General features: G+C 73.6%; 22 protein-coding genes. 10 read left to right on the top strand and 12 right to left on the bottom strand.

The window, feature by feature from the left end; genetic code table 11:
- Positions 1-31: 31 nt before the first annotated feature.
- The 3 genes from AB0N90_RS27000 to AB0N90_RS26990 all read right to left on the bottom strand — a co-directional run bounded on the left by AB0N90_RS27000 (position 32) and on the right by AB0N90_RS26990 (position 4,360).
- Entirely contained in the window at positions 32-838 is an 807-nt protein-coding gene (locus AB0N90_RS27000) for an enoyl-CoA hydratase-related protein (RefSeq protein ID WP_365200915.1), read from the bottom strand.
- Positions 835-3,054, bottom strand: a complete 2,220-nt coding sequence (locus tag AB0N90_RS26995; RefSeq protein WP_365200913.1) for an acetate--CoA ligase family protein — start codon at positions 3,052-3,054, stop codon at positions 835-837. The genes AB0N90_RS27000 and AB0N90_RS26995 overlap by 4 nt, the downstream gene beginning before the upstream one ends.
- Positions 3,055-3,160: 106 nt before the next feature.
- On the bottom strand, positions 3,161-4,360 hold the full coding sequence (locus AB0N90_RS26990) for an NAD(P)/FAD-dependent oxidoreductase (protein WP_365200910.1): 1,200 nt from the start codon (positions 4,358-4,360) through the stop codon (positions 3,161-3,163).
- A gap of 146 nt (positions 4,361-4,506) precedes the next feature.
- Between AB0N90_RS26990 and AB0N90_RS26985 the strand changes: the two genes are divergently transcribed.
- A complete protein-coding gene (locus AB0N90_RS26985; RefSeq protein WP_365200907.1) occupies positions 4,507-4,914 on the top strand; it encodes a Zn-ribbon domain-containing OB-fold protein in 408 nt (135 codons plus the stop codon).
- A gap of 15 nt (positions 4,915-4,929) precedes the next feature.
- Positions 4,930-5,793, top strand: a complete 864-nt coding sequence (locus tag AB0N90_RS26980; protein ID WP_365200904.1) for a GNAT family N-acetyltransferase — start codon at positions 4,930-4,932, stop codon at positions 5,791-5,793.
- 6 nt (positions 5,794-5,799) lie between these two features.
- Here the strand turns inward: AB0N90_RS26980 and AB0N90_RS26975 are convergent, their stop codons facing one another.
- A complete protein-coding gene (locus AB0N90_RS26975) occupies positions 5,800-6,468 on the bottom strand; it encodes a pyridoxal 5'-phosphate synthase (RefSeq protein ID WP_365200903.1) in 669 nt (222 codons plus the stop codon).
- A 161-nt stretch (positions 6,469-6,629) separates the two neighbouring features.
- Here AB0N90_RS26975 and AB0N90_RS26970 point away from each other — a divergent pair, with 161 nt between their 5' ends.
- Positions 6,630-7,619: a CorA family divalent cation transporter gene (locus AB0N90_RS26970; protein ID WP_365200900.1), complete on the top strand. Its 990-nt coding sequence runs from the start codon at positions 6,630-6,632 to the stop codon at positions 7,617-7,619.
- 15 nt (positions 7,620-7,634) lie between these two features.
- On the opposite strand, the gene AB0N90_RS26965 is transcribed toward AB0N90_RS26970, so the two are convergent.
- Positions 7,635-8,804, bottom strand: coding sequence for an acetyl-CoA acetyltransferase (locus tag AB0N90_RS26965; RefSeq protein WP_365200897.1), 1,170 nt, complete (start codon positions 8,802-8,804; stop codon positions 7,635-7,637).
- A 95-nt stretch (positions 8,805-8,899) separates the two neighbouring features.
- Between AB0N90_RS26965 and AB0N90_RS26960 the strand changes: the two genes are divergently transcribed.
- Both AB0N90_RS26960 and AB0N90_RS26955 read left to right on the top strand, forming a co-directional pair.
- On the top strand, positions 8,900-10,102 hold the full coding sequence (locus AB0N90_RS26960) for an acyl-CoA dehydrogenase family protein (RefSeq protein ID WP_365200894.1): 1,203 nt from the start codon (positions 8,900-8,902) through the stop codon (positions 10,100-10,102).
- Positions 10,103-10,167: 65 nt separating this feature from the next.
- Complete coding sequence (locus AB0N90_RS26955; RefSeq protein WP_365201231.1) at positions 10,168-10,731, top strand: nitroreductase/quinone reductase family protein; 564 nt, start codon at positions 10,168-10,170, stop codon at positions 10,729-10,731.
- A 23-nt stretch (positions 10,732-10,754) separates the two neighbouring features.
- Here AB0N90_RS26955 and AB0N90_RS26950 read toward each other — a convergent pair whose 3' ends face one another.
- Complete coding sequence (locus tag AB0N90_RS26950) at positions 10,755-11,372, bottom strand: LysE family translocator (protein ID WP_365200891.1); 618 nt, start codon at positions 11,370-11,372, stop codon at positions 10,755-10,757.
- An 82-nt stretch (positions 11,373-11,454) separates the two neighbouring features.
- Here AB0N90_RS26950 and AB0N90_RS26945 point away from each other — a divergent pair, with 82 nt between their 5' ends.
- The gene (locus AB0N90_RS26945) at positions 11,455-11,907 is read left to right on the top strand and encodes an Lrp/AsnC family transcriptional regulator (protein ID WP_037657809.1); all 453 of its coding nucleotides are present in this window, start codon (positions 11,455-11,457) and stop codon (positions 11,905-11,907) included.
- Between the two features lie 126 nt (positions 11,908-12,033).
- Here AB0N90_RS26945 and AB0N90_RS26940 read toward each other — a convergent pair whose 3' ends face one another.
- The gene (locus AB0N90_RS26940; RefSeq protein WP_346164827.1) at positions 12,034-12,669 is read right to left on the bottom strand and encodes a TetR family transcriptional regulator; all 636 of its coding nucleotides are present in this window, start codon (positions 12,667-12,669) and stop codon (positions 12,034-12,036) included.
- Positions 12,670-12,803: 134 nt separating this feature from the next.
- On the opposite strand from AB0N90_RS26940, the gene AB0N90_RS26935 reads away from it, so the two are divergent.
- Together AB0N90_RS26935 and AB0N90_RS26930 are read left to right on the top strand one after the other, a co-directional pair.
- Positions 12,804-13,598 carry a VOC family protein gene (locus AB0N90_RS26935; RefSeq protein WP_365200888.1) on the top strand — a complete coding sequence of 265 codons (795 nt, stop codon included), beginning with the start codon at positions 12,804-12,806 and terminating at the stop codon, positions 13,596-13,598.
- 148 nt (positions 13,599-13,746) lie between these two features.
- Positions 13,747-16,122 carry a serine/threonine-protein kinase gene (locus tag AB0N90_RS26930; protein WP_365200886.1) on the top strand — a complete coding sequence of 792 codons (2,376 nt, stop codon included), beginning with the start codon at positions 13,747-13,749 and terminating at the stop codon, positions 16,120-16,122.
- 194 nt (positions 16,123-16,316) lie between these two features.
- Here AB0N90_RS26930 and AB0N90_RS26925 read toward each other — a convergent pair whose 3' ends face one another.
- Genes AB0N90_RS26925 through AB0N90_RS26915 form a run of 3 tightly spaced genes read right to left on the bottom strand, consistent with a single transcriptional unit; the run spans position 16,317 to position 18,655 of the window.
- Positions 16,317-17,090: an enoyl-CoA hydratase/isomerase family protein gene (locus AB0N90_RS26925; RefSeq protein ID WP_365200884.1), complete on the bottom strand. Its 774-nt coding sequence runs from the start codon at positions 17,088-17,090 to the stop codon at positions 16,317-16,319.
- Positions 17,087-17,494 carry an OB-fold domain-containing protein gene (locus AB0N90_RS26920; RefSeq protein ID WP_365201229.1) on the bottom strand — a complete coding sequence of 136 codons (408 nt, stop codon included), beginning with the start codon at positions 17,492-17,494 and terminating at the stop codon, positions 17,087-17,089. Before AB0N90_RS26920 ends, AB0N90_RS26925 begins: the two co-directional genes overlap by 4 nt.
- A gap of 6 nt (positions 17,495-17,500) precedes the next feature.
- Positions 17,501-18,655 (bottom strand): lipid-transfer protein, encoded by a 1,155-nt coding sequence (locus AB0N90_RS26915; RefSeq protein ID WP_365200881.1) that lies wholly within the window; start codon positions 18,653-18,655, stop codon positions 17,501-17,503.
- A 128-nt stretch (positions 18,656-18,783) separates the two neighbouring features.
- On the opposite strand from AB0N90_RS26915, the gene AB0N90_RS26910 reads away from it, so the two are divergent.
- Positions 18,784-20,394, top strand: coding sequence for a FadD3 family acyl-CoA ligase (locus tag AB0N90_RS26910; RefSeq protein ID WP_365200879.1), 1,611 nt, complete (start codon positions 18,784-18,786; stop codon positions 20,392-20,394).
- 76 nt (positions 20,395-20,470) lie between these two features.
- Positions 20,471-20,686: a hypothetical protein gene (locus tag AB0N90_RS26905; RefSeq protein WP_365200876.1), complete on the top strand. Its 216-nt coding sequence runs from the start codon at positions 20,471-20,473 to the stop codon at positions 20,684-20,686.
- A 120-nt stretch (positions 20,687-20,806) separates the two neighbouring features.
- Here the strand turns inward: AB0N90_RS26905 and AB0N90_RS26900 are convergent, their stop codons facing one another.
- Both AB0N90_RS26900 and AB0N90_RS26895 read right to left on the bottom strand, forming a co-directional pair.
- Positions 20,807-21,082, bottom strand: coding sequence for a hypothetical protein (locus AB0N90_RS26900; protein ID WP_365200874.1), 276 nt, complete (start codon positions 21,080-21,082; stop codon positions 20,807-20,809).
- 231 nt (positions 21,083-21,313) lie between these two features.
- Positions 21,314-23,590: tetratricopeptide repeat protein (locus AB0N90_RS26895; RefSeq protein ID WP_365200873.1), on the bottom strand; the 2,277-nt coding region annotated here is incomplete at its 5' end.

Genomic DNA, 23,590 nt, shown 5'->3' with positions numbered 1-23,590 from the left:
GGGCAGGGGACTGTGCGGTCGTCGGGCGGCCTCAACGCCCCAGGAACTCGGGCCCTCTTCGCTCCGCGAACGCGCGCAGCCCCTCCCCGGCGTCCTGTGTCGTCAGGTTGATCTCCTGCGCCCACGCCTCCGCCGCGAAGGCGGTCGGGCGGTCGCTGTCGAGGGAGGAGTTGAGGAGGTGCTTGGTGAGGGCGAGGGCCCGGGTCGGGCCGGTGGCGAGACGGGTGGCCCAGTCGCGGGCCGTCTTCGCCAACTCCCCTTCCGGGAGAACTCGGTTGACGAGGCCGAGCCGCTCCGCCTCCGGTGCGGACAGCGCGTCGCCGAAGAACATCAGCTCCTTCGCCCGCTGGAGACCGGTCAGCCGGGGCAGAAGGTAGGCCCCGCCCGCGTCCGGTACGAGTCCCCGTCGTACGAACACCTCGATGAAACGGGCCGACTCGGCGGCCAGGACCAGATCGCAGGCGAGCGCGAGATGCGCGCCGAGGCCCGCCGCCGTGCCGTTCACCGCCGCGATCACCGGCTTCTCGCAGTCGAGGACGGCGGCGATCAGGCGCTGGGCGCCGGTGCGCAGGGTGCGGGCGACGTCGCCGGGGATCCGGGGGGAGGGGGAGTCCGCCCCCGAGCGGGAGTCCGTCCCCGAGCGCAGGTCGGCGCCCGCGCAGAAGCCCCGGCCGGTGCCGGTGAGGAGCACCGCGCGCACGGACGGGTCGGCGGACGCCTGGCCCAGCAGGTCGACGAGGCGGTCGCGCAGCGCGGGGGTCAGGGCGTTCAGGGTCTCCGGGCGGTTCAGGGTGAGGTACGAGACGTGGTCGCGCATCTCGTGCTCGACCCCGGTCATCGGCACACCACCAGCGCGTCCAGCGCCACCGCGCCCTGGCCCCGGGGCAGCACCATCAGCGGGTTGATGTCCAACTCGGCGATGTGATCGCCCAGTTCGAGGGCCATGCGCTGGACGCGCAGGATCACCTCCACCAGAGCGTCCACATCGGCGGGCGGCCGCCCCCGCACTCCGTCCAGGAGGGCCCGGCCGCGCAGATCCCCGAGCAGGGCATGGGCCTGGTCCTCGCCGAACGGGGGCACGCGTACGGCGGTGTCGCGCAGCACCTCGACCAGGACGCCCCCGAGCCCGGCGGTCACGGTCGGCCCGAACAGCTCGTCATGGGTGACCCCGACGACCATCTCCACGCCCGGCTCGACCATCTGGCACACCAGGATGCCGTCCAGCGGGACCCCCTCGTAGCGCGCGATGTCGTTGAACTCGCGGTAGGCGTCGCGCACTTGGCTGGCGGAGGTGAGGCCGATCCGCACCAGGCCCAGCTCGGTCTTGTGGGCGAGCCGGTCGCCGGAGGCCTTCATCACCACCGGGTAGCCGATCTGGGCCGCCGCGCGGACGGCCGCCGCGGCGCTGGTCACCAGCTGTTCGCGGGGCACCCGGATGCCGTAGGCGCGCAGCAGCTGCTTGGCCGCGTGCTCGCTGAGCTGCCGCCCGGGGCTCATCAGGGCGGCCGCCTTGCGGAAGGAGGGGGAGGGGGTGCGCGGGGCCTCGTCGAAGGGGGAGCGGTAGGAGGCGGTGAAGCGGTGGTGGTCGAGCCAGGCGCGCACCGCCCGCAGACAGTTGCCGACGGTGCGGAAGGTGGCGACCCGGGAGGAGCCAAGCAGGACGTCCCGGTACGCCGGCTCGGTGCCGACCGGCGACCCCCAGACCACGCAGACCAGCTTGTCCGTCTGCTCCGCCGCGTCCACCAGATCGCGCACCAGCCTGTCGCTGAGCGGTGGGAAGGGGCCGGTCACCGGGCAGATCAGGGTGCCGATCGAGGGGTCGGCGAGCAGCGCGTCGATGATCTTCCGGCCGCGCGCGTCGCCCACCGGATGGCCGCCGTTGTCCACGGGGTTGGCGACGCCGAGGTACTCCGGTATCCACTGGTGCAGCTCGGCCTGCTTCGCCGCACTGAGGGCCGGCAGGGGCAGCCCGGCCGCCGTGGCGAGGTCGGCCACATGGGCGCCGGTGCCGCCGGAGATGGAGTAGACGGCGACGCCCTCGGCGACCGGGGGCCTGGCCCGCGCCAACAGGGCGGCGGTGTCCTGGAGTTCGTCCAGGGCGTCGACGCGGATCACGCCGAACTGGCGCATGGCCGCGTCCACGACGTCATCGGCACCGGTGAGCTTGCCGGTGTGCGAGGCGGCCGTACGGGCGCCGGTCTCGGTGCGGCCCACCTTCACGGCGACCACCGGCACGCCCCGGCGGGCGGCGCGGTCGGCGGCCAGCAGGAAGGCGCGGCCGTCCTTGAGGCCCTCCAGGTACGCGGCGATGGCGCCGACCTCGGGCTGCTCGGCGAACCAGGAGATGAAGTCGGCGCTCTCCAGATCGGCCTCATTGCCGGTCGGGGCCCAGTGGGTCAGGCGGATGCCCAGTTCCTGGAGGGCGAAGAGGGGGCGGCCCTGGTGGCCGGACTGGGTGATCAGCGCGATCGCCGGTCCGGTGAGGTCGTCCCGGAAGCGCTCGAAGGCGTTCAGATTGGTGTTCGGGCCGAGCAGCCGCAGCCCGGAGCGGCGTACGGCCTCCGTGAGCCGCCGCTGGGCCGCGGCGCCTGCCTCGCCGGTCTCCGCGAAGCCGGACGCGAAGGCGACGGCGAACTTCACCTTGGCCTCGGCGAGTTCGCCGATCACCGGGAGCGGGTCGGCGATCAGCAGGACGGCCAGGTCGACCTGTTCGGGCAGCGCGGCGACGGACGGGGCGCAGGGGATGCCGAAGACGGCCGGGCGGGTCGGGTGCACGGGGTGCACCCGGGCGCCGACGCGCTCGGCCCAGTCCAGCAGTTGCCGGGTCATGCCGGTGCTGGGGCGGCCCGCCGCGTCGGAGGCGCCGATCACGGCGACGGACTGCGGGCGGAAGAAGCGGCTCAGGTCCGGTACGTCCGCGTGCAGCGGGCGCCCGCCGACGTCCAGGTCGTCCACCCGGCCGTGCACGGCGGGCCCGGGGCGCCGCTCCCCGCAGGCGATGACCCGGGCGCGGCGGGAGTCGGTGGTGAGTGTCCCGTGGGTTGATCCAAGCATCGGTCCGCCCCGCTCCTGTGAGACAGCATGAGACAGCACGTGTGAACTGACGCTGTGTCAGATTAACGAACCGGGCGGATGTCAGGAATGGGGCGGGGAGGGAAAGTTACCGGCGGGTGGGGCGAGGGCGCGCGCCGAGACGCGCGACCCCCTTCGCGATCCGGCCCGCGTCCCGCGCCAGTTCCCGCAGCATCCCGCTGATCGGGTTGGTGTATCCGGTGAAGTACAGACCGGGCGCCGACTTCGGTGTCCTGCCGCCCCGCGCCACCGGTTTCCCGTCCGCGCCGAGCACCTCCAGGTGGCCGACCAGGCCGTCGAGGCCGCGCGCGTACCCCGTCGCCGCGATCACCGCCTCCGGCTCTATCCGGGAGCCGTCCGCCAGGACCACCTTCCCGGCCTCGAAGGACTCCACGGCCGCGACGACCTCCACCTTGCCGCGCCGCACCGCGTCCAGCAGGCCCACGTCCTGCACCGGTATCGCGCCCTGCCTCACCCTGCTGTACAGGCCGGTGTCCGGACGGGGCAGCCCCTGTGCGGACAGGTCGGGCAGGGCCAGCCTGGCCTGCTGCCGGGACAGCCGGTCCACCAGGCGCACCGGCAGCCGCCGTACCAGCACGCCCGTGTACTGCGCGGGCCAGCCGAGGGTGGAGCGGCGCACGATGTGCGGGACCGTGCGCACCGCGAGCCGCACCCGCGCGGCCCCGCCCTCCACCAGGTCCACGGCTATCTCGGCGCCGGTGTTGCCGACCCCGACCACCAGCACGTCCCGCCCGGCGTACGGTTCCGCGTTGCGGTAGGCGCCGGCGTGCAGCAGCTCTCCGTCGTACGACTCCCGGCCCGGCCAGTCGGGGATGCGCGGGGTGTGGTTGTAGCCGGTGGCGACGACCACCGCGCTGCCGGTCAGCTCCCGGCCGCCGGAGGCGTGCAGCAGCCAGCCGGTGCCGTCCTCGGCCCGCTCGACGCGATGCACCTCGACGCCGGTGACGATCTCCAGCTCATGGTGCTCGGCGTACTTCTCCAGGTAGCGCACCAGGTCGTCGCGCGACACCCAGCGGCCGAAGCGGCGCGGGATCTTCAGGCCCGGCAGCGCGGACAGCCGGCGGGTGGTGTGCAGATGGAGCCGGTCGTAGTGGCGCCGCCAGGACGCGCCGACCGCGTCGGACTTCTCCAGCACCACCGCCCGTATGCCGCGCGCCCGCAGCGCGTACGCGGCGGCGAGACCGCCTGGACCTGCGCCGATGACGTACACCGGGTGTTCGGTGGGGGTCGATGAGGGGTGCGTGGGGGTGGGGCGGGAGACGGCCATGAGCGGGAGCGTAATCATCCACCAGCTTGATGGGTCTCGGTCAAGACCGGAATTGGTTCCGGATTGATCACGGATGTGCGGAGTGTGTACACGGATGGTGGGCCAAGGGGTCGGCAGCACGGGCTTTCTGACGTAGCGTCAGATATATGGATCCGAGCAGCGATGGTCCGCGCCACGACCTCCCCGAGGCCGACGCCTTCACCCGTCCCTACTGGGCGGCCGCCGCCGACGGCCGCCTCCTGATCCGCCGTTGTGCCGCCTGCGGCCGGGCCCACCACTATCCGCGCGAGTTCTGCCCGCACTGCTGGAGCGAGGACGTCGCCTGGGAGCAGGCCACCGGCCGCGCCACCCTCTACACCTGGTCCACGGTCCACCGCAATGACCTGCCCCCCTTCTCCGCCCGCACCCCGTACATCGCCGCCGTGGTCGACCTCGCCGAGGGGCCCAGGATGATGACGCAGGTGGTGGACGCCGAGGAGGCGGAGCTGTCGGTGGGGATGGGGCTGCGGGTGGCGTTCGCGGACGGTAAACCGGTTTTCCGGCCGGGGAGTTGACCCGATCATGAGCCCATGCATCCCGAGTCCTGGCAGCTGACCGACGACCTCGACGACTTCCTCGCCCGCGCGGGCGGCTTCCTGCGCTCCCGCCCGGCACCGCACACCGTGCCGCTGACGGTGACCGACACGCTCCGCAGGCACGGACTCCACTACTACGGCAGTGGTACGCCCCTGTTCGGCACCCTCGCGGCGGCGGACGGCACGGTGCTCGCGGCGCTGACCCGTACGCCTCCGCACGGCCTCTGCCTCACCCCCGTCACCCCGGAGCAGGCCGAGGCACTGGCCGAGCGGCTGGCCGGACTCGGCCACCGGCTTCCTGAGGTGAGCGCCGAGCGGGACGCGGCGGCGGCCTTCGCGGCGGCCTGGCGGCGGCGGACCGGCCGGGCGGCGACCGTGCACCGCCGCCAGCGCCTCTACCGCCTCGGCGAGTTGACCCCGCCGGAGCCGGCCCCCGAAGGCCGTCCGAGAGTCGCGGGACCGGCCGACCGGGAGCTGCTGCTGCGCTGGTTCGGGGAGTTCGCGCAGGCCATGGGCGAAGGCCCCGGACGGGACGCGGGACCATGGGCGGACGCCCGTCTCTCCTACGGCGGCATCACCCTGTGGGAGGCCGCCGACGGCACCCCGCTGGCCATGGCCGGGGCGACCAGGGAGATCGCGGGACAGGTGCGCGTCGCCCCCGTGTACACCCCGGCCGCGCTGCGCGGCCGGGGATACGCGGGCGCGGTCACCGCCGAGGTGAGCCGGGCCGCGCGCGCCGCCGGAGCCGCCGAGGTCCTCCTCTTCACCGACCTGGCCAACCCCACCAGCAACGCCCTCTACCGGCGGCTCGGCTACCGGGAGGTCGCGGACTTCACGGTCTGGGAGTTCGGGGACTGAGCCCCCTCAGGGCCACAGCAGCCCCCTGCTCCACCCGAACTCCGTGCTGCGGTACTCCAGTCGGACATGCGCCCGGTCCGCCGCGCCCTGGAAGAACTCGACCGTGTCCGGGCGCAGCCGGTAGAGCGTCCAGGTGGGGGCGGTCAGCGCGGGGTTCTCCCGGGCCCGGTCCCAGGCGGCCGCCGAGGCCCGGCGCAGCTCGTCCGCACAGGCCAGCTCCTCGCTCTGGTGCCCGGTCAGCGCCGCCGCGAGGGCGCCCGTGGAGCGGGCGTGCAGATCCGCCTGGCTCTCCTCCTGCGGCGCCGCCGCGACCGGCCCGCGCACCCGCACCTGGCGGCCCAGCACCGGCCAGTAGAAGGTCAGGGCGGCGTACGGGCGGGCGTCGAGGGCGCGGCCCTTGCGGCTCGTGGTGTGGGTGGCGAAGGACCAGCCGTCGGGGTCGGCGCCGTGCAGCATCACGATCCGGGCGTCCGGCCGCCCCTCCTCGTCCACCGTGGCCAGCGTCATCGTGTGCGGCTCCGGCTGCCCGGCGTCCACCACCTCGGCGAACCAGCTCGTGAACAGCGGCAGCGGGGTCGGCGGGGCCGTCTCCGGATCGAACGGCGGCAGCCGGGTCACCTCGGGCGACCAGACGCGCTGGGTCAGGAGCAGGGCGTGGAGATCGTTCTGTGCCATGGGGCCGAGTATCCAAGCCCGCCGGAACATGCCCGCCCCCGGCCGCCGCCCGCGCTCACCCGTTCGGTCCGGCTGGCGGCGCACAGGAGGGCATCCGGGTGCGCGGGCGCCGGGGTCCGCCCAGGCTGGGAGCGGGGCCGACGGGACCGAGAGTGAGGGCGATGATCGTAACGGTGGTGGCGATGCCGCAGGGCACCATCGTGCGCACCGACCTGGCGGAGGCCCGGCGCAGGCTCGCCGCCACCCGCTATCTCCTGGTGGACGTGGAGCTGCCGGGGACGGGGACGGGGGCGGACGCGGGGGAGGAGGGCGAGCAGCTGGCCCGGCGGCTCGGGCTCGGCGACACGGACCTGGACTGGTTCGGGCGCCCCGGCGAACCCGCCCGCGCCGACTTCCTCGGCGACACCGTCGGCCTGGTGGTCCCCGTCGTCCAGGACGAGCGCGTGATCTACGCCCACGCCGTGGCCGGGGACCGCTATCTGGTCACCGCGCACCGGGGCCCCGCCTTCCTCGCCCCGGAGATCACCGCGCACGTACGGCGGGAACGGCCCCGGGACGCCGTGGCCCTGCTCTTCCTGGTGCTCCAGTCCGCGCTTGCCACCTTCCGGCGGGCCGCGGTGGCCGCGCTGCTGGAGGTGGAGGAGCTGGAGGACGACATGTTCCAGCAGCGGCGCCCCGAACAGGTCTACCGGCTGTCCCGGCTGCGCCGACGCTCCGCCCTGCTGCACCACTCGCTGCTGCCCTACCTCCAGGTGGTGGACGAGGTCATCACCCGCCGGATGATGAGCCCCGACTTCCCGCTCGAACGGCAGCGGCTCGCCCGCGAGTTCCAGCATGTGGCCCGCATGGTCCTCACCGACATCGAGACCCTCCAGGAGGCGACCCGCCGGGCCTTCGGCAGCTACTCCTCGCTCGTCGCGGGCGAGCAGAACAACGTGATCAACCGGCTGGCCATCGTGTCCGTGATCTTCCTGCCGCTGTCCTTCCTGACCGGCTTCTTCGGCATGAACTTCGCCTTCCTGACGGACGAGCTGGAGAGCCGCGCGGTCTTCTGGCTGCTCGCGATCGGCCTCCAGATCTGCGTGCTCGGCGGCGCGTTCTACGTCCTGCACCGCACCCGTATCTGGCGGCGGCTGCGGGACGAGGACTGAGCGGGCGCGGCGGGCTCACCGGCCGAGCACCACCGTGCCGGAGGAGCAGAACCAGCCGCCGGTGCCGGACGCCACCGCGAGGGCGGGCAACTGTCCGTCGGCGCGGCGCACTTGGCGCGCCCCGGCCTCGCCACGCAGCTGCCGTACCGCCTCCACCAGCAGGAACAGGCCGCGCATGCCGGGGTGTTGGGCGGACAGGCCGCCGCCGTCCGTGTTCACCGGCAGCTCGCCGCCACGCACCAGCAGCCGGCCCTTCTCCACGAACGCCCCGCCCTCGCCCTTGGCGCAGAAGCCCAGGTCCTCCAGCGTCACCAGGGTCATATAGGTGAAGGCGTCGTAGATCTCCGCGAGTTCGATCTCGGCGGGCCGCACCCCGGCCCGCTCGAAGGCGAGCCGGCCGCTGACCGCCGCCGGGGAAACGGTGAAGTCGGGCCACTCGGACATCGCCGCGTGCGAGACGTGCTCACCGGTGCCGAGCACCCAGACGGGTGTCGTACGGCAGTCCCGTACGAGCTCCTCGGCGGCCAGCAGCACCGCCGCGCCGCCGTCCGAGCGCAGACAGCAGTGCAGCTTGGTGAAGGGGTCGGCGATCAGCGGGCCCGCCAGCACCTCGTCGACGGTGACCGGCGCCCGGAACATCGCCTCCGGGTTCAGGGCCGCGTTCGCCCGCGCCTGCACCGCGACCTCGGCCAGCTGCTCGATCGTCGTGCCGTACTCGATCATGTGCCGGCGGGCCGCCATCGCGTACTTGGCGATCAGCGTGTGCCCGTACGGCGCCTCGAACTGGAGCGGGCCGCGTGTGCCGAAGGACAACTCCCCGGTGCGGCGGCCCGCCTTGATGTCCGACCGCGCGGTCGAGCCGTAGACCAGCAGCACCGCCCTCGCATGTCCCGCGGCGATCGCGTCCGCCGCGTGCGCCGCCATCACCTCCCAGGTGGAGCCGCCCACCGAGGTGGAGTCCACCCAGGTGGGGCGCAGCCCCAGGTACTCGGCGACCTCCACCGGGGCCAGGGTGCCGAGGCCCGCGGAGGCGAAGCCGTCCACCAGGGACCGGTCCAGGCCGGCGTCCGCGAGCGCCCGCCGGGCCGCCTGGGCGTGCAGGGTGTACGGCGTCGCGTCCGGGACCCGGCCGCAGTCGGAGAGCGCCACACCGGCCACGGCGACGTTCCGGCGCACACGGGTCATGGGAGGCCTCCTGCCCCTGGGCATATCGCTTCGGCCCTCCTAATATGACGGTCCGTCAGATCCCGAGGGAAGAGCCGGACCCGGAAGGGTTGCCCATGGACACCCGTCTCACCGCCGAGCAGGACGAGATCCGCCGGTCCCTGCGCGAACTGCTGCACGTCCGGTGCGGGTCGCCCGAGGTGCGGGCCGCCGTCGGCACCCCGGCCGGGTACGACCCGCTGCTGTGGACCGAGCTGGCCGAACGGCTCGGGCTGCCGGGCCTCGCGCTGCCCGAGCGGTACGGCGGGGTCGGCTGCTCGGTCACCGAACTGGCCCTCGCCTGCGAGGAGACGGGCCGCGCCCTCGCGCCCTCCCCGCTGTTCGCCACCTGCGTCCTCGCCGCCCCGCTGATCCTCGCCCTCGGCACCGAGGCCCAGTGCGCGCGGCTGCTGCCCCGGATCGCCGCGGGCACCCTCACCGCGGCGCTCGCCGTACCGGGCCCCGATCTCGCCCGCGCGCTGGCCCTGACCGGCGAGAACGGCGGGTACAGCGCGGGGGGCGGCCGGGCGGGCGGGGTGCAGGCCGGGCGCGGCCCCGACGGCTGGCGGCTGTACGGGCAGGCGGACCAGGTCCTCGACGGGCACAGCGCCGGGCTGCTGCTGGTCGCCGCGCACACCGGGGGGTACGCCCGCGCGCGGACCCGGCTGTTCCTGGTCGAGGGGGAGGCCGCGGGGGTCGTACGGGCCCGGCGGACGGCACTGGACGCGACACGGCCGCAGGGGCGGGTGCAACTGCGCCAGGTGCGGGCGGAGTTGCTGGGGCCGGAAGAGGAGGAGGCCGTAGACGTACGGGTGGCGTTCGCGGGGCTCGGGGATCAGGTCGCCGCTGTCCTCGCCGCCGAGGCCGTGGGGGCGGCGGACCGGGTGCTGGAGCGGACGGTGGAGTACGTCGGGCAGCGCGAGCAGTTCGGCCGGCCCGTGGGGTCCTTCCAGGCGGTCAAGCACCGGCTGGCGGAGGTCTATGTGGGGGTGCAGGCGGCACGGTCGGCCGCGTACTACGCCGCCTGGGTGACGGCGGGGGGAGCGGGCGAGGGGTTCGGGGGACCGGCGCTCGCGCAGGCGCTGGAGGCGCTGCGGACGGCGGCGGCCGAGGGGATCCAGCTGCACGGCGGGATCGGGTTCACCTGGGAGCACGACGCGCACCTGTACTTCAAGCGGGCGGCCGGGGACGAGCTGCTGTTCGGACCGGGACACCGGCTGCGGGGGCGGGCGGCGGAGCGGGCGGGGTTGTTCGGCGCGGCCGGGAAGGTGGGGGCGTGAAGAGCGAGAGGGGCGCGCGGGGTGGGAGGGGCGCGCGGGGTGTGGGGCGCGGCGCCGGTTCCGGGGTGGCGGCGGGGGCCGAGGCAGGGGCGCGGGCCGGGGTCGGGGTGCGGGTGGTGCGGAGGGTGTCGGCCAGCCGGGGGTTCGCCCGGGTCGCCCCCTACGTGATCCCGGCGCTCGACCGGGGCGTGCACCGGCTCACCCGGGGGCGCAGGCTGCTCAGCACGGCGATGCTGCCCGGGGTGGTCCTCACCTCCACGGGCGCCCGGAGCGGGCTGCCGCGCAGGACACCGCTGGCGTGCATGCCGGAGGGCGGGGCCGGGGGAGGGGCCGGTGCCGGGCGCAGCTGGATCCTCGTCGGGTCCAACTTCGGGCGGCCCGGACATCCCGCCTGGACCCACAATCTGCTCGCCCAGCCACGGGTGTCGATCAGCTGGCGGGGCACCGACGTGACCGTCACCGCCGTACTCCTGGAGGGGGAGGAACGGGCGGCGGTGTGGGCGGCGGCCCTGGCGTTCTGGCCGCCGTACGCCGCCTATCAGAAGCGGATCAGCCGGGAGATCAGGCTCTTCCGGCTGACCGAGCGACCGAGCGACTGTCCGGCCGCTGGCGCCTCTGAGCGCCCCTGAGCGTCCCTCGGCGCCCCTGGGTGCTAGAGCGTCGCCAGCCGCTCCACCAGCAGGAACGCGCCGATGCCGAGCATGGCCGCGCCCGAGGTGCGGGTGACCGCGCGGGCGGCGGCGGGGCGGGCGCAGAGCAGGGCGCGGGCGAGGACGCCGACCGTGAGGTAGACGGCCGCGCAGCACGCCATGTGGAGCAGGCCGAGGGCCGCGGTCTGCGCGGGGACCGGCAGATGCGCGCCGCGCAGGGTGAGGAACTGGGGGAGCACGGAGAGGTAGAGCAGCAGGCCCTTGGGATTCAGACCGCTGATCGTGGCCCCGCGCAGGAAGGGACGCCCCTCCGCGGCCTCGGTCGTGCCCGCCGCCGGGGTGGCCGGGCGGCGCAGGACGCCCCAGCCCAGCCACAGCAGATACCCGGCGCCCACCACGGTCAGCGCCGTCAGCAGCCGGGGCGAGCCCGCGACCAGGACCGCGAGACCGGCCGTCGCCAGGGCCGTGTGCAGGGCGTATCCGCAGACCAGGCCCGCCACCGCGTGCGGGACCCGGGCGCCGCGCAGGGCGGTCGCGATGACGTACGCCCAGTCGGCGCCCGGCACGCACACCAGCAGCAGGTCCACGACGAGGAAGGAGAAGAGCAGTCCCGAGTCCATGAAGGGGACATTAGGCGCGATCGCCCCGAAAGTGTTCCCGAAGTTTGCCCATGATCCGTGCTTCTGCGCAAATATCTACTCCATGGACGACGTGGACCGGAAAATCCTTGCCGAGCTCCAGCAGGACGGGCGGCTGACCGTGACCGAGCTGGCCGCGCGGGTGCGGCTCAGCGTCTCGCCGTGCCACCGCCGACTGCGTGAGCTGGAGCGTTCCGGCGCGATCCAGGGCTACCGCGCGGTGGTGGACGCGACGGCGCTCGGGCTGAACTTCGAGGCGCTGGTCTTCGTGTCCATGCGGCAGGAGGACCGGGACACGGTCGCCGAGTTCGAGCGGGCGGTCGGCGAGCTCGATCATGTGCTGGACGCGCAACGGCTGTTCGGGGAGCCGGACTATCTGCTGCGGGTGGCCACGGCCGACCTCGCGGCGTTCCAGCGGCTGTACGACGAGCGGCTCGCCACGCTGCCGGGGGTGCAGCGGCTGACCTCGACGCTGGTGATGAAGCACGTCGTACGGGACCGGCCGCTCCCGGCGTGAGCCGATGGCCGCCCCTGCCGTCCCCTACCGCCCCCGACAGCACGGCAGGCGGCGGCTCACGTCGGTGAACCACCGCCTGCAAGACAGGACTTGGCTGTTAACGGGACGTACTGATCCCTATCGGTGCTATTTCGACGGCTTGCGCCCCGTGACGCCCAGATGGATCAACAGGGCCAGATTGGGCTTGAGTTCGGCCTGCTTGACGCCCCAGGAGGAGAAGCCCTTCTGGTGGGCGGCGACCGCGGCGAGCATGGCGACCAGGGAACCGGCCACCGCGGCGGGGTTCACGTCCTTGTCCACGCGGCCCTTGGACTGGAGTTCCGCGATCGCGTCGGCGAGCGAGTTGTTCACCGAGTTAAGGATCTTCATACGGATCTTGTAGAACCGTTTGTCCCCTTCGGCGGCACCGAGATCGACCACGCGCAGGATCGCGTCGTGCTTCTTCCAGAAGTCCAGGAAGCCGTCCACGAGTTCCTGGGAGGTCACCCAGCCGGACTTGCCGGCCCAGGAGCGCCCCTCCAGCAACTCGGTCAAACCGGCGCCCTCGGCGGCCATTTGGTCGGCGATCTCCAGGACGGCACCTTCGACGTCCGGGAAGTACTGGTAGAAGGTCGCGGGCGAAGTGCCCGCCTTCCGGGCGACATCGATGACCTTGACGTCCCGGTACGGGGAGGAGCTGAGCATCTCGCTGAGGCAGTCGAGCAGCTTCTGCCGGGTCGCCTGCCCACGCCTACCGGCCACGCGGCCGTCGACGGTACGCACTTGTCCTGTCATGCCGTCAGCTTACCGAGGGGTGATGGGAGCGCGATTCGGCCGACTGCAAATGGGGTGCGCGGGCCCATCGAGCCTGGTGTGCCTGGTCTGCGCGCTGCGCGACACCCGGTTACTTTGACGACATGGCCGAAAACAGGGCATCCACGAACGAAGAGCCACACGAGGGTGGCAAACCGGCCTCGGCCCCGCCCCCGGCCCCCTCCGAGGACCCGGGCCCCTACCCCGAAGGCACCCCCTGCTGGCTCGACGCGCAGCTGTCCGACGTCGAGGGCGGCAAGCGGTTCTACGGGGACCTCTTCGGCTGGACCTTCCAGGAGGGGGAGGGCGGCTCCGTGTGGGCCAGGCAGGACGGGCGGCCGGTGGCACAGCTGGGGCGGAAGGCGGACGGGCGGATGCCCACCGTCTGGACGGTGTACTTCGCGACGCCTGACATCCAGACGCTCAGCCGGCGGATCACCGCGGCCGGCGGACAGCTGGTCGTGGCCCCGTACCCGGTCGCCGAACTCGGCCGGGCCGCCCTCGCCGCCGACCCCGAGGGCGCGGTCTTCGGGCTGTGGCAGGCGCGCAGCCACCCCGGATTCGGGCTGCGCCACGCACCCGGCACCTTCGTCTGGGCCGAGCTGTACACCCGCGACACCACCGGCGCGAACACCTTCTACGGCGGTCTGTTCCACCACGCCCTGTTCGCCCCCGGCGCCGACCCCGACTTCGGCCGCGCCGACGTGACCGATGTCTTCCCCGCCGAGATGCCCCCGCACATCCTCACCCACTTCCGCGTCACCGGCCTGGACGAGGCGCTCGGCACCGTCCGGCGGCTCGGCGGGCGGGTGCAGGTGCCCCCGTTCGAGGCGTCGTACGGACGGGTGGCCGTCGTCACCGACAATCAAGGGGCGTCGTTCGCCCTACTGGAGCGGTAGGACATCCCGATTTGTCCCCGGGTTCGCAACCGGCCGCCCGGCCAGGAAGAATCGGGGTCCGTGCCGCCATGGCGGTGCGGTGGTGAGACGCTGCACTTTGGTCGCGTAAAAAGGGCCGGCGCGGCCGGTACGGGGAGGTGGCAGGCAAGTGGATCAGCTGACGCAGCACGATCCGCGGCGGATCGGGCCGTTCGAGGTGCTGGGCCGGCTGGGCGCCGGCGGCATGGGGCTGGTCTATCTCGCGCGCTCGGCGTCCGGCCGACGTGTCGCGATCAAGACGGTGCGCACGGAACTCGCCGAGGACCAGCTCTTCCGCGTCCGCTTCACCCGCGAGGTGGAGGCGGCCCGCGCGGTCTCGGGCTTCTACACGGCCGCCGTGGTCGACGCCGACCCGCGCGCCGCCGTGCCGTGGCTGGCCACCGCCTATGTGCCCGCGCCCTCCCTTGAGGAGATAGTGAACGAGTGCGGGCCGCTGCCGGCGCAGGCCGTGCGCTGGCTCGCCGCGGGCGTCGCCGAGGCCCTCCAGTCCATCCACGGCGCCGGCCTGGTCCACCGCGACCTCAAGCCGTCCAACGTGCTCGTGGTCGAGGACGGCCCCCGGGTGATCGACTTCGGCATCGCGTCCGGCGTCTCGAACACCCGTCTGACGATGACGAACGTCGCCGTCGGCACCCCCGCCTACATGTCCCCGGAGCAGGCCAAGGACTCCCGCAGCGTCACCGGCGCCAGCGATGTCTTCTCGCTCGGCTCCATGCTGGTCTTCGCGGCCACCGGGCATCCGCCCTTCCACGGCGCGAACCCGGTTGAGACCGTGTTCATGCTGCTGCGCGAGGGCCCCGACCTCACCGGTCTGCCGGACGAACTGCGCCCGCTCATCGAGGTCTGCATGCAGATGGAGGCCCCCGGCCGTCCGTCGCCCGCCGATCTCCAGGCCCAGCTCGCGCCGCATCTCTTCGGCTCCGGCTCGGACGACAGCGGCACCGCCTCCGCCTGGCTGCCCGATCACGCGGTGGCCCTGATCGAGTCCCGCCGCGGCGGCCGCCCGGCCCCCAAGCCCGCCCCGGCGACGACCGCCCACGGACCGCGTCCCACCGGACCCGGGCCGCGCCCCACCGCGGGTCCGGTCGTCCCGCCGCCGCCCGCGTACGACCCGCCGGTCCCGTCGGCCTCCTTCGCGGCCCCGGCCGCCGCCCCCGACACCGGCCCGGTACGGCTCGCCGGTGCCCCGGTCCCGATCGGCCCGGGACCGCGGGTGGCCGACGCCCGCGCCGCCGCCGTCAAGGCGCCCCCGCCGGAGGCCGGACTGGTCGCCAACTGGTCCCGCCCGCGCCCCGGAGTGGCCGGCGCCGACCCCGCCGTACCCGCCGCCCCGCCCGGCCCCCCGGAGCAGACGAGCGGCTGGCGCCCCTGGCGTTTCCGCATGTCGAACGACGTCTGGGGCACCCCCTCCGTCGACGGCGACCTCGTCTACGTCACCTCCTTCGAGGTGCACGCCCTCGATGTGGGCACCGGCCGGCGCCGCTTCAAGACGCGGGACGTGGCCTGGTCCATGGCGGTCGCCGACGGCCGGGTGCACGCCTCCGACGGCCCCACCCTGTTCGCCCTGGACGCCCGCGAGGGCACCGATCTGTGGCGGCTGTCCACGGACGCCTGGGTGTACTCCCTCAAGGCCGACCACGGCACCGTCGTCACCGGCACCCGGGGCGGCGGCGTCCAGGCCTGGGAGGCGTCGAACGGGCAGCGGCTGTGGGAGATCAGCGGCTGCCAGACCGACTTCGAGACCCCCGAGGCGGGCCCGCACGTCCATGACGGCACGGTCTATGTCTGGCAGGACGCCCGGCTGCGCGCGCTGGACGCCCGCACCGGCGAGGAGCGCTGGGCGTACCCGATCGGCGACGCGGCCTCCTGCGGCGGCGTCCCGGTCCGGATCACCCCGGCGCCCGACGGCTATGTGTACATCTCCGCAGGCAGCCGGGTGCTCGCCGTCGAGGCGGTCAGCGGCATGGTGCGCTGGCACTTCGAGGCGCCCGCGGTCTTCCTGAGCCCGCCCGCCTTCGCGCCCGGCCCCGCGGTCACCGGCGGCGGTGTCTACCTCGCCGACTACCTCGGCACGGTCTACGCCCTCGACGCCACCGACGGCCGCGACCGCTGGCGCATCGCCACCGAGGCCCGTACCTCCGTCGAGCCGGTCCTGGTGGCCGCCGGACACGTCCATGTCGGCAGCGGCAAGGGCCTGTACACCCTGGACGCGGTCACCGGCACCCCCAAGTGGCGCTTCCAGGCGGGCGGGGACGTGGTGGGCGCCCCGGCGGTCGCGGAGGGCCGGATCCACTTCGGCTCCACCGACCATCTGCTCTACACCCTCAAGGCCGACGACGGCCGGCTCCGCTGGAAGCTGGCCACCGGCGGCGAGATCACCGGCTCCCCGGTGGTCAGGGACGGTGTAGTGTACGCGTGCAGCAAGGACCGCTGTGTGTACGCGCTGGACGCGGAGAAGGGCACGGGGACGGCGCGTACGGCCTGACGCGCGCGTGCGTGACGGCCGTCGTACCGGTTCACGGAAAGGGCTCCGGACGGCGGCCGTCCCGGGCCCGACGCTACCCGGCGTGCCGGAACCCCGCCAGATGGTGGACGCCGCTGGACGGGGTGGCCGTCATGCCCATGCCTCCCGGGTGCCTCCCGAGCGCCGGGCCGCCGCGGTACGCCACGCTGATCCCCTCACCGCACCCGGAACCCCCGCCGCCGCGCCGCGAACAGCTCCGCCTGCCGGTCGGACGGGAGATTGCCGAGGGCGATGAGGTGCGGGGCCTGCGCGAACGCCTGCGCGCGGGCGGCCTCGCGCGCCGCCCACAGGGCCCGCACGGTCCCCTGCACCCCCGCAGGCGGATACCCGGCGAGCACCTCGGCACAGCGCACGGCGGCCGCCAACGGGTCGCCATCCGGCGCGAGTTCGGACACCAGCCCGATCGCATGGGCCCGCTCGGCGGAGATCCGCTCGGCCGTCCCCATGAGCATCATCCGGGCCGCTTCCCCGTACGGCATCCGCTCGGCCATGAGCATGGACTCGTACGCGCTGACCATGCCGTACGTCGTGTGCGGATCGAAGAACTCCGCCGTGCGGTCCGCGACCACGAACTCGCACTCGCCCAGCAGATAGAAGGCCCCGCCGCACACCATCCCGCGCACCGCCGCGACGACCGGCTTCCACAGCCCGTTCGCCTTCGGCCCGACGCCCAGCAGCGGATCGTCCTGCGCGTACGGCGACGACGGCTGCGGTACGACGGTGTCCCGGTCGATCCCCGTACAGAACGCCCGCTCCCCGGCCCCGGTGAGCACGACGGCCCGCACGGAGTCGTCGAACCTCAACCGCCCCCATGTCTCGCGGAGTTGCCGGACCATCTCCAGATCGATGGCGTTGAGCCGCTCGGGCCGGTCCAGGGTGACGACGGCGACCTTGGTGTCCTCGTCGGCCGCCAGGCGCACGGCGTTCACACGAGCACCCACTGCGGCAGCCCCTCGTGAAAGACCGCCCGCACCCGGGCACCGATCCGGATGCGCCCCGGATCAAGGGAGTTGAGCGGCGCACCGGCCCCGGTGACCAGATTGCCGACCAGCCGGATCCGCGGAACCTCCGCCAGCTCCACCACGACCACGTTGTACGGCGCCTGTTCCGCGTACGCGGGCAGCAGCGGCGGGTGCGGGACGACGTACGACCACACGCGCCCGCGCCCCGACATGAGCCGCCACTCGCTCGCGAACGACCGGCAGTGAGGGCAGCAGGGGCGGGGCGGGAAGCGGGGCTCGCCGCACTCCCCGCAGCTCTGTACGCGCAGTTCGCCGCGGGCCGCGTACGCCCAGAAGGGCGCGCCGTCGGCGTCGGTGACCGGCTTCAGCATCATGGCTCAACTCCTCAGCAGCAGCGCGGAGGTGGGGACGCTCTCGCCCGCGGTGACCAGGCAGGTGGCGGCGCCGGGGACCTGCGCGGTGCTGGTGCCGCGCAGTTGCTTCACCCCTTCGGTGATGAGGTTGAAGCCATGCACATAGCCCTCGGAGAGCCCGCCGCCCCCGGTGTTGAGGGGCAGCCGTCCGCCGATCTCCAGGGCGCCCTGCTCGGTGAAGGGGCCGCCCTCTCCTCGTCCGCAGAAGCCGTAGCCCTCCAGGGAGAGCGGGACGAGGATGCTGAACCCGTCGTAGATCTGGGCCACGTCCACGTCGTCCGGGGTGAGATCGGCGTGCTTCCACAGCTGGCGGGCGGTGGTCCAGGAGGGGCCGGTGAGCGGGTCGTCGTTCCAGTAGTTGACCATGCCGTGGTGCTGGGCGGGCAGGCCCTGGGCAGCGGCGTGGACGTACACGGGCCTGCGGCGGCAGTCCCGGGCGCGCTCCCGCCCGACGACGACACACGCCAACGCCCCGTCCGTCTCCAGGCAGTTGTCGAAGAGGCAGAGGGGCTCGCTGATCCAGCGGGAGGTCATGTACATCTCGCGGGTGAGCGGGCGGTCGTACATCACGGCGGCCGGGTTCTGGTTGGCCCGGTTGCGGCAGGCGAGGGCGACATTGAAGAGGTGGTCGCGGGTGGCGCCGTACTCGTGCATGTAGCGGCGTGCCAGCATGGCCGTCTCGTCCGCGGGCCGCAGCAGCCCGAAGGGCCGGGTCCACTGGGCGGGGGTGGGCAGTTGGCCGGTGGTGCCGGTCCACGGCCGGGGTCCGCTGCCGCGCTTGCGGGCGCGCCAGGCGACGCCCACGGTGGCCTGGCCGGCGGCGATGGCGGTGGCGAGATGGGCGACGGTGGCGCAGGAGCCGCCGCCTCCGTAGCCCACCTTGCCGAAGTAGGCGAGATCCCCGAACCCCACCGCCTTCGCCAGCTCCACCTCGTCCGTCTCCTCCATCGTGTACGAGGCCAGGGCGTCGACCTCGCCGGGCGCGATCCCGGCGTCGTCCAGCGCGGCGAGCACGGCCCGGCAGGCGAGCGTTCTCTCGTCCTCCGGAAGGTTCTTGGCGAACGCGGTCTGCCCGATCCCGACGATGGCCGTGGCGTCCTTGAGTCCCGTCCCCGCCATGGCGTGGGCCCCCTTCCCGTAGCTGACAGCCCGTCAGATTACCGCTAATCTGACGACGAGTCAGCTGTGGGGTTCGGCAGCTACGGGGACTCGGCAGCTACGGGATCGCGCGGTCGGGGAGGCCGATCATGGGCGAGTGGCACACCATCCCGGCCCTGGTGCGGTGGTCGGCCGCGCGGTACGCGGACCGGGAGGCGGTGGTGGAGGGCCGTACCCGGATCACCTACGCCGAGCTGGGCGCCCGGATCGAACGCGCGGCGGCCGCCTGTCTGGCGAGCGGGGTGGCGCCGGGCGACCGGGTGGCCGTGTGGGCCCCCAACTCCCTCGACTGGATCGTCGCGGCGCTGGGCGCGGTGTCGGCGGGCGGGATCCTGGTGCCGCTGAACACCCGCTTCAAGGGCGGCGAGGCGGTGGAGGTGCTGCGCGGGAGCGGGGCGCGGCTGCTGTTCGTGACGGGGCCGTTCCTCGGCACGTCGTACGTGGCGGCGCTGCGCCGCGCGGCGGGTTCCGGCACCGGACCAGGACCGTTGCCGGGGGTGCCGTCGCTGCGGGAGGTGGTGGTGCTGTCGGGGGAGGCGCCGCCGGAGTTCCGCACCTGGCGGCAGTTCCTGACGGCGGGGGAGGCCATCGGCTCGGCCGAAGTCGCTTCTCGTTCCGCCTCGTTGTCCGGCGACTCGGTGTCGGACATCGTCTTCACCTCGGGTACGACGGGCCGTCCCAAGGGCGCGGTGATCACGCACGGCCAGACGCTGCGGGCGTACGGGACCTGGGCGGATCTGGCGGGGCTGCGGTCGGCGGACCGCTACCTGATCATCAACCCCTTCTTCCACACGTTCGGTTACAAGGCCGGGGTGCTCGCGTGTCTGATGCGCGGGGCGGCGATGATCCCGCAGCCGGTGTTCGACGTGGACACGACGCTGGCCCATATGACGGCGGAACGCGTCTCCGTCCTCCCCGGCCCTCCGACCCTGCACCAGTCCCTCCTCGACCACCCCGCCCGCGCCGCGCACGACCTGTCCGCGCTGCGGCTGGTGGTGACCGGCGCGGCGATGATCCCGCCGCGCCTGGTGGAACGCCTGCGCACGGAACTGGGCGTCGGCACGGTCCTCACCGCGTACGGCCTCTCGGAGGCGACCGGGATGGTCACGATGTGCCGGCGCGGCGACGAGCCCTCGCTGATCGCGGCGACATCGGGGCGGGCGATCCCCGGGGTGGAGGTGCGGGTGGTGTCACCGGCCGGTACGCCGGTCCCCGCCGGATCGCCGGGCGAGATCTGGGTGCGGGGCTTCAACGTGATGCGCGGCTACGACGCGGACGCACCGGCCACGGCGGCGGCGATCACGCCGGAGGGCTGGCTGCGCACGGGCGACATCGGGGTGCTGGACGCGGCGGGCAATCTGCGGGTGACGGACCGCCTGAAGGACATGTTCACCGTCGGCGGCTTCAACGCCTACCCCGCCGAGATAGAACGCCTGCTCTCCACCCACCCCGAGGTCGCCGACGCCGCCGTGATCGGCATCCCCCACCCCCGCCTCGGCGAGGTCCCCAAGGCCTACATCGTCCGCCACCCCACCTCCCGCCTCACCGCCACCGCCCTGATCACCTGGTCCCGCCACACCATGGCGAACTACAAGGTCCCCAGAGAGATCGAGTTCCTCCCGGAACTACCGAGGAACGCGAGCGGGAAGGTGGTGAAGGGGGCGCTGCGGGGGCGGGGGAGGGCCGACTCGTTCGGGTGACACACCAGCCATCGCCCTCCGCGCCCGGCCGAGCGCTCGTTGACCACATCGCCGAGCTGGACACGAGGGAGTACGAATGAGCACCGTCAGCTGGGACGAAGTGAAGCGTCAAGCGGACGAGCAGCGCAGGGCTGCGGGGCTTCCCGTGCGGAGTCCCGAGGAGAGGCAGGCGGCCAAGGAACGCCTCCTCGCCGAGGTGCGGGCCCATCGGCTTGCCGAGATCCGGCGGGAGCAGGAGCTCACCCAGCGGGAGATCGCCGACTCGATGGACATGCAGTACACGGTGGCCTGAACCCCGCCCCGCGCGGCGCCCCGCCCCCGGACACACGTCGGCCGCGACGGCTCCCCCTCCGCGCCGCCGCGGCCGATCCCCCGTGTGTCGCCGTCCTGGCCGGTCCCCGTCGTAAGGCGGTCAGGCGGTCTCGGAAGTGATGTGCGTGTTGTCCGGGCTGAAGGTGCCGTTGTCCTCGGCGTCGGTGATGTGGACGTTGCCCGCCGGGGTCATCTTGGCGGCGTCCTTCGTGTCCGTGATGTGGACGTTGCCGGCCGGCGTCATCGTCCCGGTGTCCTTGGCGTCCGTGATGTGGACGTTGGCCGGAGCCACTTCCGCGTGGCTGTTGGCCGGGGCCACCTCCGCGTGGACGTTGGCCGGGTCGACCGTCTTCGCGTCCTTCTTGGCGTCGCTCATGGTGCTTCCTCCCCAGTGGTGCTGGACTCGATTTGTGAGGCCCGCCCGGCCATTCCCCCGATGAACGGCCGGACGAGCTCACTGATCGCCCCACCTTAGATCGGTGGTCCGGGCGACCTCACCGGCGGTCCGTCTGCCCCCCGACGCGACGGATCGACAAACAAAAGAGTGCCGTGCCGCGATAAACGAACGATGAACGCCCCGAGCCGCGCGGCCCGCTGGTGCCCCGCCTCAGGCCACCGTCGTCCCCTCCAGCAGCGTGCGGACCGAGTCGGCCTCCGGCGAACCGAGCGACTCGTAGATGGACAGCGCCTCCTGCCAGCACACCCGCGCACGCCCCGACTGCCCTATGCCGTCGAGCGCCCGGCCGAGCACGGTGAGCACATTGCCGCGCCGCCACTCGCCGCCGATCCCGCGCAGCACCGTGAGCGCGGCCTCGGCGTTCGCCGATGCCTGGGCGGGCCGCTCGGCCGTGAGATCGAGCTCGGCGAGCCGGAACAGCGTCATGCCCTCCCACAGCCGCTGCCGGCTCTCCTGGAAGACCCGTAGCGCCTCCCGCAGCCGCTCGGCGGCCTCCAGATGGCGGCCGTTCTGGGTCAGGGCCATACCGAGCGCGTAGCGGCCGTTGGCGTTCTTCACCGCGTGCCCCAGGGTCTCGTACATGTCGACACCCTGCTGGGCCAGTTCCACCGCACTGTGAGGCCGGCCGGTCACCACATGGATGCGGGAGAGGTTGCAGAGCACGCTCGCCTCGCCGGCGCGGTCCGCGCAGTCCCGGAAGTCCGAGAGCGCCTGCTTGAGATGCTGCTCGGCATCGTCGTACCGGCGCTGGTAGAAGGCCATGGCGCCCCGGATGTTGGCCGCCCAGCAGCGGGCCAGCGGATCGCTGCACGAGGCCCCGAGCCGCAGCGACTCCTGCGCGGACTCGTCGGCCTCCGCGAACCGGCCCGACAGCTGATGGGCGTTGGCCAGCACGACCGACGCCCGCACCTGCGCCGGGCCGTCCCCGCTGGACCGCGCCGCGTCGAGCAGGGCGAGTGCCGCGGCGTCGTACTCCCGGGAGTTGGCGCCGGACTCGGTCAGGTCGACGGCGGTCCACAGCAGGTCGATGGCGCGCGGCAGCGTGCCCGCACCCGCGAACTGGCGCACGCAGGCCAGCAGGGAGACCGCCTCGGCGTACAGCCAGTCCTGCGCCTGGTGCCGGTCCTCGAAACGCAGCCCCGGGTAGACGGTCGGCCGCAGATGGTCGACCACCCGGTCCCCGGGCCGCTCCATCGCGTACACCTGTGCCGCCGTCGCCAGATAGAAGTCCAGCAACCGCGACATCGCCGCCCCCCGCTCGCTCGGCGGCTGTTCGTCGCGTTCCGCGCAGGCGCGGGCGTAGAGGCGGACCAGGTCGTGGAAGCGGTAGCGGCCGGGGGCGGCGGACTCCAGGAGGGAGGTGTCGACGAGGGATTCGAGGAGGTCTTCCGTGGACTCCAGGGGCAGGTCGAGGACCGCGGCCGCGGCGGCCAGGGAGATGTCCGGGCCGTCGGCGAGGCCCAGGAGGCGGAAGGCGCGGGCCTGGACGCGGTCGAGCTGGCCGTAGCCGAGCTCGAAGGTCGCCTTCACCGCGAGGTCCCCGGCCTGGAGTTCGTCCAGGCGGCGCCGCTCGTCGGCCAGCTTCGCGGCGAGCACCGAGACCGTCCAGGTGCGCCGCGCCGCGAGCCGGGACGCGGCGATGCGGATGGCCAGGGGCAGGAATCCGCACGCGGCGACGACATCGAGCGCGGCGTCCCGCTCCGGGGTCACCCGCTCCGCGCCGACGATCCGGGTGAACAGCGCCAGCGCCTCGTCGGGGGACATGACATCGAGGTCCACCAGATGCGCCCCGGCCAGCCCCACCATCCGCACCCGGGACGTGACCAGCGCCGCACATCCCTCCGTGCCCGGCAGCAGCGGCCGTACCTGCGCCGCGTCCTTCGCGTTGTCCAGCAGCACCAGGACCCGGCGGCCGTCGAGGACGGAGCGGTACAGCGCCGCCCGCTCCTCCAGGGAGTCCGGGATCGCCGAGTCCGCGGTGCCGAGGGCGCGCAGGAAGGAGCCGAGGACCGTCTCCGGTTCGGCGGGGCGGGGCCCCGCGCCCTGGAGGTCGACGTAGAGCTGGCCGTCCGGGAAGGAGGCCCGGGCCCGGTGCGCCACATGCACCGCGAGCGTCGTCTTGCCGACGCCCCCGATCCCCGCCATCGCGGAGACCGCCATCACGCTGCCCTCCGTCTCCACGGCCGACGCCAGCACCGCGCTGAGCTCGTCCACGAAGGCGGAACGGCCCGTGAAGTCCGGTACGGACGCGGGCAGCTGGGCCGGACGCACCGGCGCCGCAGGCGGCTCCGCGACCGGCGCGGAGGGCTCCGCGAGGGCCGGGTCGGCCTGGAGGATGCGCTGCTGGAGCTCGCGCAGCCCGGAGCGCGGGTCGACGCCCAGCTCCTCGGCGAGCAGCCGGCGGGTGTCGGCGTACACGGCCAGCGC

The sequence above is a fragment of the Streptomyces sp. NPDC093018 genome (assembly GCF_040684035.1).
Taxonomy (GTDB): Bacteria; Actinomycetota; Actinomycetes; order Streptomycetales; family Streptomycetaceae; genus Streptomyces; species Streptomyces murinus.
The sequence above is the reverse complement of the archived record's forward strand: the minus strand, read 5'-3'. Positions and strand labels throughout refer to the sequence as shown.